At 45.4% G+C, this 13,678-nt stretch carries 14 protein-coding genes and 2 pseudogenes; 8 read left to right on the top strand and 8 right to left on the bottom strand.

Features of this window, described 5'->3' with window-relative positions; genetic code table 11:
- The first annotated feature begins 6 nt into the window (after positions 1 to 6).
- Together cydB and ACWYVB_RS11505 are read left to right on the top strand one after the other, a co-directional pair.
- Complete coding sequence (gene cydB, locus ACWYVB_RS11510; protein WP_317410419.1) at positions 7 to 1,014, top strand: cytochrome d ubiquinol oxidase subunit II; 1,008 nt, start codon at positions 7 to 9, stop codon at positions 1,012 to 1,014.
- A gap of 20 nt (positions 1,015 to 1,034) precedes the next feature.
- Positions 1,035 to 1,163 carry a DUF2474 domain-containing protein gene (locus ACWYVB_RS11505; protein WP_005392582.1) on the top strand — a complete coding sequence of 43 codons (129 nt, stop codon included), beginning with the start codon at positions 1,035 to 1,037 and terminating at the stop codon, positions 1,161 to 1,163.
- 133 nt (positions 1,164 to 1,296) lie between these two features.
- Here the strand turns inward: ACWYVB_RS11505 and ACWYVB_RS11500 are convergent, their stop codons facing one another.
- The 3 genes from ACWYVB_RS11500 to ACWYVB_RS11490 all read right to left on the bottom strand — a co-directional run bounded on the left by ACWYVB_RS11500 (position 1,297) and on the right by ACWYVB_RS11490 (position 3,531).
- Positions 1,297 to 1,803: a hypothetical protein gene (locus ACWYVB_RS11500; protein WP_031780268.1), complete on the bottom strand. Its 507-nt coding sequence runs from the start codon at positions 1,801 to 1,803 to the stop codon at positions 1,297 to 1,299.
- 15 nt (positions 1,804 to 1,818) lie between these two features.
- The gene (hxpB, locus tag ACWYVB_RS11495) at positions 1,819 to 2,496 is read right to left on the bottom strand and encodes a hexitol phosphatase HxpB (protein WP_317410418.1); all 678 of its coding nucleotides are present in this window, start codon (positions 2,494 to 2,496) and stop codon (positions 1,819 to 1,821) included.
- Between the two features lie 153 nt (positions 2,497 to 2,649).
- On the bottom strand, positions 2,650 to 3,531 hold the full coding sequence (locus tag ACWYVB_RS11490; protein WP_152814136.1) for a LysR family transcriptional regulator: 882 nt from the start codon (positions 3,529 to 3,531) through the stop codon (positions 2,650 to 2,652).
- A gap of 97 nt (positions 3,532 to 3,628) precedes the next feature.
- On the opposite strand from ACWYVB_RS11490, the gene budA reads away from it, so the two are divergent.
- From budA to ACWYVB_RS11475, 3 genes are read left to right on the top strand one after another with little or no spacing between them, the layout of a single operon-like run.
- Positions 3,629 to 4,414, top strand: coding sequence for an acetolactate decarboxylase (gene budA / locus ACWYVB_RS11485; protein WP_005373273.1), 786 nt, complete (start codon positions 3,629 to 3,631; stop codon positions 4,412 to 4,414).
- 29 nt (positions 4,415 to 4,443) lie between these two features.
- Complete coding sequence (gene alsS / locus ACWYVB_RS11480) at positions 4,444 to 6,147, top strand: acetolactate synthase AlsS (RefSeq protein ID WP_317410416.1); 1,704 nt, start codon at positions 4,444 to 4,446, stop codon at positions 6,145 to 6,147.
- Complete coding sequence (locus ACWYVB_RS11475) at positions 6,144 to 6,902, top strand: meso-2,3-butanediol dehydrogenase (protein ID WP_317410415.1); 759 nt, start codon at positions 6,144 to 6,146, stop codon at positions 6,900 to 6,902. Before alsS ends, ACWYVB_RS11475 begins: the two co-directional genes overlap by 4 nt.
- An 89-nt stretch (positions 6,903 to 6,991) precedes the next feature.
- On the opposite strand, the gene ACWYVB_RS11470 is transcribed toward ACWYVB_RS11475, so the two are convergent.
- Both ACWYVB_RS11470 and ACWYVB_RS11465 read right to left on the bottom strand, forming a co-directional pair.
- Complete coding sequence (locus ACWYVB_RS11470) at positions 6,992 to 8,905, bottom strand: BCCT family transporter (RefSeq protein ID WP_048624916.1); 1,914 nt, start codon at positions 8,903 to 8,905, stop codon at positions 6,992 to 6,994.
- A gap of 131 nt (positions 8,906 to 9,036) precedes the next feature.
- Positions 9,037 to 9,345: a TPMT family class I SAM-dependent methyltransferase gene (locus tag ACWYVB_RS11465; RefSeq protein WP_250157835.1), complete on the bottom strand. Its 309-nt coding sequence runs from the start codon at positions 9,343 to 9,345 to the stop codon at positions 9,037 to 9,039.
- Between ACWYVB_RS11465 and ACWYVB_RS11460 the strand changes: the two are divergent.
- The 3 genes and pseudogenes from ACWYVB_RS11460 to ACWYVB_RS11450 form a co-directional block, all read left to right on the top strand.
- Positions 9,330 to 9,554 (top strand): annotated as a pseudogene (locus ACWYVB_RS11460) (molybdopterin containing oxidoreductase); the annotation flags it as partial. The gene ACWYVB_RS11465 and the pseudogene ACWYVB_RS11460 overlap by 16 nt on opposite strands.
- A gap of 19 nt (positions 9,555 to 9,573) precedes the next feature.
- A pseudogene (locus tag ACWYVB_RS11455) lies at positions 9,574 to 10,247 on the top strand (c-type cytochrome).
- A 117-nt stretch (positions 10,248 to 10,364) separates the two neighbouring features.
- Positions 10,365 to 10,847 (top strand): hypothetical protein, encoded by a 483-nt coding sequence (locus ACWYVB_RS11450; protein ID WP_104970585.1) that lies wholly within the window; start codon positions 10,365 to 10,367, stop codon positions 10,845 to 10,847.
- Here the strand turns inward: ACWYVB_RS11450 and ACWYVB_RS11445 are convergent.
- The 3 genes from ACWYVB_RS11445 to ACWYVB_RS11435 all read right to left on the bottom strand — a co-directional run bounded on the left by ACWYVB_RS11445 (position 10,844) and on the right by ACWYVB_RS11435 (position 13,598).
- On the bottom strand, positions 10,844 to 11,440 hold the full coding sequence (locus ACWYVB_RS11445) for a methyltransferase domain-containing protein (protein ID WP_457528998.1): 597 nt from the start codon (positions 11,438 to 11,440) through the stop codon (positions 10,844 to 10,846). The genes ACWYVB_RS11450 and ACWYVB_RS11445 overlap by 4 nt on opposite strands.
- A gap of 124 nt (positions 11,441 to 11,564) precedes the next feature.
- Positions 11,565 to 12,767, bottom strand: a complete 1,203-nt coding sequence (locus ACWYVB_RS11440; protein ID WP_074190534.1) for a phenylacetate--CoA ligase family protein — start codon at positions 12,765 to 12,767, stop codon at positions 11,565 to 11,567.
- A gap of 9 nt (positions 12,768 to 12,776) precedes the next feature.
- Complete coding sequence (locus ACWYVB_RS11435) at positions 12,777 to 13,598, bottom strand: ABC transporter ATP-binding protein (protein ID WP_005392594.1); 822 nt, start codon at positions 13,596 to 13,598, stop codon at positions 12,777 to 12,779.
- Positions 13,599 to 13,678: the final 80 nt, after the last annotated feature.

Genomic DNA, 13,678 nt, shown 5'->3' with positions numbered 1-13,678 from the left:
GAGAATATGCATTTTGATTTATCCGTGATTTGGTTCGCGATCATCGTTTTTGCCACTTTGATGTACATCATCATGGATGGCTTCGATTTGGGTATTGGAATACTGATGCCCTTCATCAAGGATGAAAAACAAAAAGACGTCATGGTCAACAGTGTCGCGCCAGTTTGGGACGGCAACGAAACTTGGATTGTTCTTGGAGGCGCATCTCTATTTGGCGCTTTTCCGATGGCTTACGCGGTAATTATTGAAGCGCTAACCATCCCTTTGACGTTGATGTTGATTGCTTTGATCTTTCGTGGCGTAGCGTTTGAGTTTCGCTTTAAAGCATTGGAAAACCACTTAAAGTTCTGGGATCGCTCTTTTATGGTCGGCTCGATTTTAACCACGTTTTTCCAAGGCATCGTTGTTGGCGCGGTAATTCAAGGCTTTGCGGTGGAAAACCGCGTTTTCGTAGGTAGCCAACTAGACTGGCTCACCCCTTTTCCCATCTTTTGTGGTTTGGGTTTAGTCGCAACGTACGCACTGCTTGGTAGCACATGGCTCATCATGAAAACGGAAGGTGCACTGCAAAACACGATGTACCGCTTCACTAACAAAACACTACTGGCGATGATCTCCGCATTAGTCATTGTGAGCGCTTGGACCCCACTTGCTTACCCTGCCATTGCGGAAAGATGGTTTTCTCTGCCTAATTTGTTCTACTTATTGCCCGTACCTGTCATTACTGGGCTGGTATGTTTGAAGATTGCCGACTCCGTTAAAAAGCGTAAAGAGCGCAGCCCTTTCGTGATGGCATTGGTGATCGTGATTCTCGGGTTCGCAGGGCTTGGCATCAGTATCTGGCCAAATATCATTCCTCCTAGCATATCAATATGGGAAGCAGCGGCTCCTGCAAGCAGTCAGCGCTTTATGCTCGTTGGAGCGGTGATCATCATCCCGATAATTCTGGCTTACACCTTTTGGAGTTACTACGTCTTCTCTGGAAAAGTGAAAGAAGGCGAAGCGTACCATTAACGAGTTAATGAGGAGTGATTATGAAAATCAAAAATTGGTGTCGCCAGTGGGCATGGATGATTGGGATCTGGGCGGCCAGTGTGCTAGCTCTGGGGTTCGTATCAATGCTGTTTCGCGCCATGATGACCGCTGCAGGGTTAAAATCTTAGCTCGGCACTTTTAAGTCAATAAAAAATGGAAGCCTCTAGATCTTGTGTAAGAGCTAGAGGCGTTGAACCTAATACTCAATCTTAATGATAAAGCCAAGCGTTAAGAATCTACTCAAAACACTCTTTCATAAGTCTACATTGCCTGCAGTCGTTCATGCATGCTTACGAGATCAAAAGGTTCAAGCTTTTTCGCAAGGTTCAGTAATGCTTCCTTTTTATCTTGCGGTAAACTTTGAAACTTCGACTCTAAACGTAAATCCACTTTGCTAAAAAGTAGCTTTCTAATTTGACTAGCTTTTGCCTTTGATAATTGCAATCCATCATTATCGGAGGTTTCAATTATCATGATAATCCTTGCTAACTCACCGAATTCATTATCAGAGCATAAATAAAGTGATTGTTTGTATAAATAGCCAACAGAAATTTCAAAATCAATATTAAGCGCTTGAATCTTATCGACAATATTTTCACTCACATCATTTTGAGAAGAAGAGTTGATACAATCATCAAATCGCCTTTCAAATGTAACAAATCGATTATTGAGCTCGTCCAACATAGTCGTATCTTTTGCGAATGATTCTATAGGTAAAACCAATAAGAACATTGGCAGTAGGTATTTTTTCAGCGACCGACTGTTCACAATCAAGTCCTTCTTCTAAAAACTTTCATACGGTGTTGGTGCAATTGTTGCTCTCAAACTCAAGTCCATTAAACTCGCCAAATGGCTTTCATTAAACTCTGATAGCTTTTGCAGCTTTAGACTGGCTTCATTAAACTCTTGGTAGAACTTATCAGGTTGAGGTATCACGACTGTTTTTATGTTTGCTCGTGTTGCCGCAAGCATACCCGAATAAGAGTCTTCAAAGGCAATACAGTTACTTGAATCTACACCTAGTTTATTGATTGTTGAAAGGTAGACATCTGGCTCTGGCTTGCCCTGTTCTACATCGTCTGACGATGATATCGCGTCAAAGTAACTGGCAATACCGAGTTTGTTCAAAATGATGGGAATGAGTTGATAAGGTGAATTAGTAGACAATCCTATCTTAAACCCTTTTTCCTTAAGCAATTTGAGTGTTTCTGTAACACCCTCTAATTCGCATCCTTTTTCAATTATTAATGCCTCCACTTTATCCACAACAGCATTCTCTACTTCCTCTAGGCTCTTTTCTTGCCAAGGATTACGTTCATACCAAAACCTTGTTACTTCACCTGTCGTCATCGTCGCAGTCTGCTTTGATAATACTTCGGTCACTTGGACGCCAACTGATGAAAACACCTGCTTTTCAGCTTCCTTCCACAAAGGTTCTGAATCAATCAGCAACCCGTCCATATCAAAGACCGCAGCGTATATCATTGGTACACCCTCAGTAAGTTCTATTCGTTGAGTAAGATTTGTCTATTCAACCAAAGCATAGCTTTGCATATAACGAGGGAGAGTATCACATTTGCCTGGGGCTATCAGAGCCAGTTCGATAACTCATCTTTAAGCCTCAACATGACTGATGTTCGTGACTACTTTTAACGCCAGCTTATTGAGATTAGACGCCTCCCAAGCAACGACAACACGACTGGTTAGGGGGATATCATCAATCTCGGCGACTGTCGCGGAATCATCGAGATGTTCAGCCAGTGAGCGCGGAACGAGAGCAATACCTAGCCCTGCCTGCGCCATGGCGATCGTCGTACGAAGTTGCGGTGCTGCGAACTGTGGTTCGAGCCTTACTCCTGCGTCGGCAAAAAGTGTGCTCATGCCATCAAACAATGCAGGTCCAGTCTCTCGTGGAAACAGTAAAATTTTATGGCCTCTCAACTGTTTCATCTGGATACAGGGATATTTTGCCAGTTCGTGCCCCGCCGGAATCACCGCGACAAAAGGGTCGTTAAACAACACCTTGTGCTCAAAAGGCTCACTGGCGTAACAAGGTAGCCGCATGATTGCGAGATCAAGTTGTTTGCTTTTTAACTGAGCGGCAAGCTCTGGCATTGACAGTTCCGCCGCCTGTAAATGAACCCCATTCTCTTGAATACGCCCCACCCTCTCTAATACCTTAATGCAGGTTGATGTTGACGTTGCGAACCCGATTTTAACCTGCGTATTTTCACCACGGGCAATCTGTCGGGCTTTTGCTTTAGCGCGTTCCACATCAGCAAGAATATTTACCGCATCCGTATAGAAGACTTGCCCAGCATGGGTCAGTTCTACCCCTCTAGACAAGCGCTTAAATAGGTCCACACCAAGCTCGTACTCTAACTTTTTGATTTGTTGACTTAAAGGAGGTTGCGCAATCCCTAACTGTTCAGCGGCTCGGGTAAAGTGACGAGTCTCGGCGACCGCGACAAAATACTTCAGGTAGCGAAATTCCATATATTTTCCATATCAAAATAAATCTTTTTTATATTGGATTTAGCACCGTGTAGAAGTCAATCTAAATATACTCTTCATTGCATAACTGGTCTTACTCATGCGTGGATTTTATAACCCTCTATGTGCTTGTTCGCTTGAAGTAGCGAAAGAATTTTCTGAATACCATCACGTTACCGGAGATGGTGAGATTTATCAGACTTCGTTAATGAGTGCTTTGATCGCTGGTGTTTACGAAGGCTCAACAACCATAGAAGAACTGCTGAAACATGGGGATTTTGGTTTAGGTACGTTCAATGAATTGGATGGTGAGTTGATTGCTTTTGATAAGGAAGTTTTTCAACTCAAGTCGGATGGCTCCGCAAACCCGGCAGACCTAGCGCAAAAAACGCCCTTTGCTGTCATGACTTTTTTTAAGCCTGATATCGAGCTGCCACTGACATCGCGCATGTCACGTCATGAAGTCCATAGCCTCATAGACGACATGGTTCCAAGTGACAACCTATTTTGCGCAGTGCGCATTGATGGCGTTTTCGATTCAGTTCGTACTCGCACCGTACCTAAACAAACACGCCCTTATCGGCCAATGCTTGAAGTGGTCAAAGAACAACCAACATTCCGCTTCACGCATAAGCAAGGCGTGGTCGCTGGCTTTCGTAGTCCTAAATATACGACTGGCATCAATGTACCCGGCTATCACGAACACTTTATTACCGATGACCGCCAAGGAGGTGGTCATATTCAGGATTACAGCATTTCGTCAGGATTTCTCCAGATTGGCAAAGTCTCGCGGCTAGTGATTGATACACCAGTATCGACAGACTTTCTCAACGCCAATTTGGCTCCGGAAGATATAAATACCGCTATAGAAAAGGCGGAAAAGTAACAAAGTCAGGCAAATAATAAGGACAACAAATGCAATCCAAACCTTCAAATAAAAATGGAGCTCAGTTGATCGCTCAACAGCTAGAGTCTCTCGGCATTAAGTACATTTTCGGTATTCCCGGTGCAAAAATCGATCGACTGTTTGATGCGATTGAAGACACTAACATCCAAATGATTCCTGTACGTCACGAGGCTAACGGCGCATTTATGGCGGGCGTTATGGGAAGACTAACCGGCAAAGCAGGCGTCACAATGGTTACGTCAGGCCCTGGCTGTGGAAATCTAGTTACGGGGGTGGCAACAGCAAACTCCGAAGGCGATCCGCTGATTGCTATCGGTGGTGCGGTGAAACGAACTGACCAGCAAAAACAAACACACCAGAGCATGGATACCGTCAGTATTTTTCGCTCTATAACCAAGTTCAGTGCTGAAGTGCAGCATGTGGACGCCGCAAGCGAGATCATGGCGAACGCATTTCGTATCGCAGAGTCAGGTCGTCCTGGGGCTTGCTTTTTGAGTCTCCCCCAAGATGTTTTATCCGAGCAAACCCAAACGGACATTATTGTCCCCTCGCCTTACACACAGCCTGGTTGCGCAGACATCGCAGCAATCGAAGAAGCGGTCAGTCGAATCAGTAAAGCAAAGCGCTGCGTGGTTTTACTTGGCCTTTACGCGAGCCGCAGTCAAAACGCTGCTGCTATCGCCCGATTTCTTCAAAATACGCAGCTACCCGTTGTCGGCACTTACCAGGCCGCCGGCACGGTAGACATCAATTACTATCATCACTTTGCTGGGCGTGTCGGTTTGTTTAATAACCAACCTAGCGATGTTTTACTGCGGGACGCCGATTTAATTCTCACCATCGGCTTTAGCCCAATAGAGTATGACCCTGAGCTTTGGAACAGCCACCGCAACCCAGTGATTCACCTCGATATTGAACCAGCAGAATACCAACTTAATTATCAACCTTGTGTTGAAATCGTCGGAAACATTGCGCAGTCATTAGACAAAATGGGCAGCTATATCTCTGAATATGCTCGCCTTTCCCCAACGGCACTTTCAGTACTGGAAGAGGTAGCACTGCAACGGCAAGTGATCAAGGCTTATCCCAATGTCTATAACAAGCAAGGGTTTCATCCACTGGCGCTAATTAAAGCCATGCAATCTATCATCACACCAGATACCACGCTATGCCTTGATATGGGGAGCTTCCACATCTGGATCGCTCGTTACTTAAGCTGTTTTCGAGCTCGCCAAATGCTGGTGTCTAACGGCCAACAAACAATGGGCGTTGCACTACCATGGGCCATTGGTGCCAGCCTACTAAAACCTGGTAGCAAAGTGGTATCGATATCGGGAGACGGCGGTTTTATGCAATCGAGCATGGAGTTAGAAACCGCGGTTAGACTGAACTGCAATATCGTCCATATTGTGTGGGTTGATAACGCCTACAACATGGTAGAAATGCAAGAGATCAACAAATATCAGCGCTGCTCTGGTGTGAAATTTGGACCAATTGATTTCAAGGCCTACGCCGAATCATTTGGCGCGAAAGGCTTCGCAGTGACTAGTCAACACGAATTGCTACCGACATTGAATAAAGCCATGGACGTTGAAGGACCAGCAGTGGTGGCTATCCCCGTAGATTACAGCGACAACGACAAACTGATGTTGCCGCGCACAGAGAAAAATCAAGATCCCGTTTTTGTAAGTTTCGAAGGAGAAATCGCATGAGAGGATTAAAAAATAAAGTCGCACTCGTCACTGGTTCTGCCAATGGTATTGGTTTGGCCATCGCAAAACGTTTGTATGAAGAAGGCGCAAACGTCGCTCTTGCCGATTGGAATGAAGAGCAGTTGGCAAACGCCGTTGAGGGCTTTGATAAACAGCGTGTGTCTGCGCATTCCATTGATGTTTCTGATCCAGACAAAGTCGCAGCACTGATTTCTGATATTGTTACCCGTTTCGGTAAACTGGATATTTTAGTAAACAATGCTGGTGTACATGTCCCAGGTTCCGTGATTGAAGGTCGTGTGGAAGACTGGAAGAAGATCTCTGGTGTAAACATTGATGGTGTCGTTTATTGCGCGAAGTTTGCGTTACCTGAACTCTTAAAAACGAAAGGTTGTATGGTGAATACCGCGTCCGTTTCTGGTTTGGGTGGTGACTGGGGTGCCGCATTCTATTGCGCGAGTAAAGGCGCTGTGGTCAACCTTACTAGAGCGATGGCATTGGACCATGGTGCGGAGGGCGTAAGAATTAACGCAGTATGCCCAAGCTTAGTAAAAACCAACATGACGAACGGCTGGCCGCAGGAAATCCGCGATAAATTCAATGAGCGCATTGCGCTCGGCCGAGCCGCCGAACCTGAAGAAATTGCGTCCGTCGTGACTTTCTTGGCAAGTGATGACGCATCTTTCATTAATGGTGTAAACCTACCTGTAGACGGCGGTGCCACCGCATCAGATGGTCAACCTAAAATAGTATAAGCATTAACACTGACTGAGCAGAATCTTTAACTGTAAGATATCCACATAAAAAAGAGCCGAGTTTGTACTCGGCTCTTGTGTGTCTGTTCTCAAGCCTGCGACGTTGCTAAACCTGCCGACGCGCCGCCTAATAACACATGATTAAATTCCATTCGAGATTCTTGGGCTTGTTCAGACAGTTCTTGTTTCTTCTGTTGAGCCAACTCAAGCGCTTCGGTTAGTTGCTGTAGCTCTGTTTGCATCTCTTCTGGTAAATGATGGTCCGAAAACCCAGATTCACAGCTGTGCTCTAAGGCAAATGCGCGAATTCTCTTACGCATGCTCATCAGGGCTGCCATTGCTTCGCGCTCTTCTTCAGCCGCCTGTTGAGCTAAGTCTTTAAAGCGCTCAAATTTCGCCAAAGCCATTCCCTCTGTTGACCAAGGGTCAATTTCCGGCAGTTCTTCAATGTTAATGGTTGGCTCTTCGTATTCTGCTTGATGTTTAATATCTAGGCTCGCCGCGCGAACAAAGGACACCATCAACATCACCGAGATAACTAGCAATGGTAAACCTCCCACGATCGCAGCGGTTTGTAATGTCGATAAACCTCCCATGAACATTAGGACGGTTGGCAGAAAAGACAAAGTAAACGCCCAGAACAAACGGTTCCAGCGCATCGGTTCTTCCGTCACATCATTTTGAACCACAGACGCAAGAATGTACGAGATAGAGTCAAACGAAGTCGCCGTAAAAATGATACACAACAGTGTAAAAACACCAATAACGATTGGCCCTAACGGTAGTGTATCTAACGTTGCAAAAATAGCCGCCGGTGCGCCCGATTCGTTGAGGATTGCGATGACATCAAGCTCACCCGTCAATTGCAACGATAACCCGTAGTTACCTAAAACAATGAAGAATAAGAAACAACCTAAAGAACCGTAAAATATCGAACCTACGACCATCTGTTTGATCGTTCTTCCACGCGAGATACGCGCAACAAACAATCCCATGCAAGGAGCAAAGACCAACCACCATGCCCAGTAGAAAATAGTCCAGTCTTGCGGGAAGTGTGTATCTGTAAACTCACCATAACCACCAAACGGCTCCGCCCAAGTTGCCATAACAAAGAAGTTAGACAACATACGACCAATAGAATCTAAGCCCGTTTCTAACATGAACACGGTTGGCCCAACGGCAAGTACAAAGAGTAACAAGCCCATCGCACCCCAGAAGTTAATGTTACTAAGGAATTTGATCCCCTTCTCAAGCCCTGCATACGCGGAGTAACCAAAAATCGCAGTACAGAGAAGTAATACAGCCACTTGGCTGAAGGTATTGTTTGGAAGACCGAAGATATGATGTAGACCACCGTTGATAAGAGGCGCTGCTAAGCCAAGCGTAGTCGCCGCGCCACCCAACATACCAAAAATAAACAGCACATCGATAAACTTGCCAATACCACCGTTTGCGCGCTTTTCTCCTAATACAGGCATTAACGCACTAGAGATTTTCAAAACAGGTTGTTTGCGTACATAAAAGAAGTAAGCGATAGGCAGAGCAGGAATAAGGTAAATTGACCAAGCGATCGGTCCCCAGTGAAACAGACCATAAGTCGCGGCCCAGCGAATGGCTTCTTCACTGCCTGCTTCCAACTGAAATGGAGGTGATTGATAGTAGTATGCCCATTCGATACACCCCCAATACAGAATACTTGCGCCAATACCTCCACAAAATAGCATTGCAGCCCATGAGGCGTTACCAAATTCTGGTTGCTCGTCGGCTTCACCAAGTTTGATTTGGCCAAGATCGCTGAACACGGTGTAAATCATAAAACACATTGCTGCGATACCCAGTGCGAGGTATAACACACCAAGCTTATCGGTCATGAAAAATTTGGCCGAAGCTATCCAATCCGCACCTTGTGTGGGAAATAAAATTAAAGGTATAACGACGCTGAGTAAAAGAAAGAGTGAGCCTAAGAAGGTAGGCTTATCGATGAGAGAAAATGATTTATCCATATTATATATCCTTATGTTTTCAAAGGACATGATCCACATTTCTCGCAACTTCGCCAATTCACAACACTTATCGTTACCACAAGAATAATTGTCTTTAAAAGATGCATTATGTGACGCTGATTTTGTATTCATTATTTGATGCCATAGCGTTTAAATACGGCAACTTTTCTGCCACACCATCCAGCGCTCCTACCTTTAAAAACCTCAACACTGTTTGCCACCACTGAGGATTCCACAAGCTTAAACGTCGGTTCTAGATAACCCTCCAACTCCCCACTTCGCAAACAAAATGGAGGGAAGCGAGAGTGGTAATCATCATCTATAACGAAATAACCAATTAACAAACCGTCTCTTGGCAGCAATTTATCCACCATAGCAAAGTAATCTGGCCACTGGTCTCTCGGTAGTGCAGCGAGAAAGGATTGATTTTGGCGCAACATGGATGGATGCCGAACTCGCAGCCCCAGCCAATGACAGCGCTTGGCAGACGTTCAACGCCAAAGTGACATTCCCCCAAGCGGGCTACTACGAAGTTGGGGCAAAGGCGACTGATGACCAAGAGGTGGGCCAACCTTTTGCTATCGCATGGAACCCGAAAGGTTACCTCAACAACACCTTCCACCGAATCGCGCTGATTGTTAAGGGTTAAACATGAAGGGGGAATAACAGTGAAAGCAACATCCTTAAATAAGCGGGTTTTCCCGCTCTCGTTTACTCTTCTCGCGCTGTTAAGTTACTCAGCCCTAGCAAACAATGACGAGTTGATAGCCGCAGGCGAACAGCAAGCGATGGTGTGTAAAGCTTGTCACCAGTTTGAAAAATGGAGAAAGTGTTTGTGGTGCTGCCTCTTTGGGGCTTAGCAGAGCGTGATATTGCCGGCTTTACAGGCTTCAATTACAGCGAAGCCATCAAACAGCATCAAGGTCAATGGGACGCAGAAAAACTGGATGCTTTTTTTGGCGTCACCACCGGAGTTTGCTCCGGGCACAAACATGGTCTTTCCCGGCGTAAAAGACCCGGGGGCGCGAGCCGCAATCATTGCATGGCTAGCAACCCAAAACCCTACGCCACCAGATTGGAATACTGCTTCATCTGAAATGGAGGTCAAATCAGCTGGTGATGGGATATTAGCGCCAGGAGAGAATATGGAAATCGTCGCAGCAGTATGTCGGCCAGTCACTCTTTACACATGGTCACGCAGCAAGGATTAAGCCGACAAAGATGGGATGAAACCTTAGACTGGATGATTGAAGAACAAGGGATGGATGAACTGCCGGGTGATGATCGCGAAGCCATTCTGAAATACCTTTCGACCTATTATGGGGGTAACTCCCGCCTTTAAAACTAACGCTTATTGATATTTTACATACGTATTCTTTCTATGTGAGTATCCCCTCAACAGGAATAGAGTGAAGTAACCTCTGTTATTTCACAGTATGTATCGATGAGGTTTAAGAGATTGAAGGCAGAAGAGTTTTTTGACAACCATTACCTTTCTATTTGGGTTTTTCTTGTTGGCGTGGCAGTCATTACCTTGATTATGATGGGAGGCGGCATGGCAGTAACGTTGCTGGCAATATTGATTGACCAGTCGTCTGAGCACTTAACAACTGATGCTTTCTTGGCTCTAAACTTTTCTTTTGCTGGGATCATGACTCTACTGCTTGTTATCCCAAACATGATGATTGTTAGAGGCAAACCTAAAGCGGCAGAAATCAACTTAATCAATATTTACTTTCAGTTCCTTGTTTACGCTCTTGGCCTATTCCTTCTTGAAGATGAACATAAACTTTTTTTTGTTAGTTTTGTACTTTTTCCTATTATCGCTCTCTGGCTCATGGCATCGACCAAATATCATACATTTGTGACTTACTTTTCAGCGATTAAAAAAGAGCCAGAAAGTTTCCGCGAATACTTCTTCAAAAAGATTAAAAGCGACTAACACTTCTGCCACACCATCCAATACTCCTTACCTTTAAATACATCCACACTATTTGTAACGGTTGAAGATTCAATAAGTGTAAACGTTGGTTCAAAATATTGCGCCAACTCCCCACTTCGCAAACAAAATGGAGGGAAGCGAGAGTGGTAATCATCATCTATAACGAAATAACCAATTAACAAACCGTCTCTTGGCAGCAATTTATCCACCATAGCAAAGTAATCTGGCCACTGGTCTCTCGGTAGTGCAGCAAGAAAGGCACGCTCGTAAATCACATCAAATGAGTGCGTAGAGTCAGCGTTAAATACATCCCCCAGCACGACTTTATCTTTGTGCTTGCCCAACATCGATTGCGCCATTTTTACTGCTTGTTGGCTGTAATCCATCGCGATCACGTCATGCCCATATTGAATAAAAGAGCAGAGTTCATACGCAGCGCCACAACCGGGGATAAAAACAGATTGGCGGCCACTAAGCGCTTTTTCTAGGTAAGCTTTTAGCTCTTGAGGTGTGGTTTTGGCATCCCATGGCATAGTGCCTTGGGTAAACAAATTATCCCAAAACTGTTGATTGATGGTCGGTGCCTGCTTCATTTATCGCCCTCCTGATTGTACTGGCACAAAAAGAAAGGGATACGCAGCACAATGTGGTATCCCCTCTCCTAGCCTTTGATTTTTACGTTGTTAGCTTTTTATAAATTCGTTTTACAATGATGGGTTAACTGCGCAGGTCATTGATTAATGGCTGCTCCGCTTGGTTCGGTACAAACTGGACATTGCCTTTCAGTTTAGTGACAGACTGGAGTGTTGCTTGAATGTCCTCTGCTGATACATGAACATCATGACAGCAGAAAGTAATGGTATCGTTGAAGCCATCACGCTCAATTTTCAAAGAACCTTTAATATCGTGGCGACGACAGACTTCTTGGATCTGATGCGGATAAACAAACAGGCCTTTCACTTTCACCGCTGAGTCCGCACGCCCCATCCAGCCTTTAATTCGCGCATTCGTGCGTGGCGAACCCGAGCCCGTTTCTAGGTATGCCGATAAATCTCCCGTTGCGTAGCGAATCAGCGGAAACTTCTCATCGAGCGATGTCACGACCACTTCACCGACTTCTCCCGGTTGTACAGGAATGCCATCAGGATTAACGATTTCAACGATAATATCTTCGGCAATCACCAAGCCTTGCTCGCCTGTGACTTGATAAGCAATCAAACCAAGCTCAGCACTTGCGTAGGCTTGAGAGACTGCAATGCCTTTGTCCGCAAACGCCTGTTGCATGTCTGCGGTGACCGCTTCACCAGAGACCAGCGCTTTGGTAAAACTCGGCGACTCATCGTATTGTTCTTGGTACTTTTGTAGCAACGTCAGCAAGTAAGAAGGCGTGCCCGTATAACCCGTTGGCTGCAGCTGTTTAATCGCTTCAATTTGTGCTTCGGTATTCCCTACACCCGCCGGAAATACCGCGCAGCCACAAGCTCTTGCGCCACCATCCATAATAAATCCACCAGGCGAGAAATGATAAGAGAGCGTGTTATGCACTAAATCGCCCGCACTAAATCCAGCCGCGTGAAACGCGCGCCCCATACGCCAGAAATCCATCTCATCCGTTTGTGCCTCATACAACGGCCCCGGTGATTGGAATACACGCGCCATCTGACCAATCGCAACACTATTTAAACCACCAAACGGCGGTTTAAGTTGCTGCTGGTTTGGCATATTGAATTTGCGCGTAATTGGAAACTGGGTAAGCCCTTCACGATTATTCGCCAATGTAGGATCTAACTCAGCAAAATGCGCCGCATAATGTTCGCTGTTGGCTTTTGCATTTTCAATCAACGTTGGCAGACGTTGAAACAGTGATTCTTCTCGTGCTTGCGGAGACAACGATTCTTTCGCATCAAATAGTTCGTTCATCCTTGCTCCTTATAACCAACGCTTACGACGTTTGTAAGATTTCAGATTCTTGAAGCTCTTGCGATCTTCATCGCCGCCGCCAAGGTAGAACTCTTTCACATCTTCATTGTTTAGCAGTTCGTGCTTGCTGCCATCCAGTACGATTTTGCCTGATTCCATGATGTAACCGTAATCGGCCGCTTGAAGGGCAAAGTTGGCATTCTGCTCAACCAAAAGCATGGTAATGCCTTGATCTTTATTAATCTTGTTAATAATGCTGAACACCTCCTTCACCAACAGCGGCGAAAGCCCCATCGAAGGTTCATCCAACAAGATCATTTTTGGACGAGCCATCAGTGCACGACCAATCGCTAGCATTTGCTGCTCACCACCTGACAAATAACCCGCTAGACCAGTGCGCTCTTTAAGGCGAGGGAAATAATCAAACACCATTTCGATGTCTTGCTCGACTTCGTTGTCCGTGCGCGTGTAAGCGCCTAAGCGAAGATTTTCTATTACAGTCATATCTTCAACAATTCGGCGCCCTTCCATAACTTGGAAGATGCCCGAACGGACGATCTCTTCCGGGCTTTTGTTGTCTATGCGCTCGCCCATGAAGTTGATTTCGCCGCGCGTCACTTCACCATCTTCGGTTTTCAACAGACCAGAAATGGCTTTCAACGTCGTGGATTTACCCGCACCGTTGGCACCCAGTAAGGTCACAATCTGCCCTTTTGGAACTTCTAAGCTCACACCGCGAAGTACTAGTATTACTTCGTCGTAGACGACTTCAATGTTGTTCACTGAAAGCAGTATTTCTGCCGGTTCGATATTCGTTGCTAATTCAGCCATCAAGCTACTCCTTGCTAGGGTGAGAGTGTTCTCTCACCCATCCTTATTTTCAGTAAGCTTTGTTATTAATAAGTCGTAGA

Source organism: Vibrio sp. JZG10, from assembly GCF_054064075.1.
Note: the sequence above shows the minus strand (reverse complement) of the source record. Positions and strands in the feature narration are given on the sequence as shown.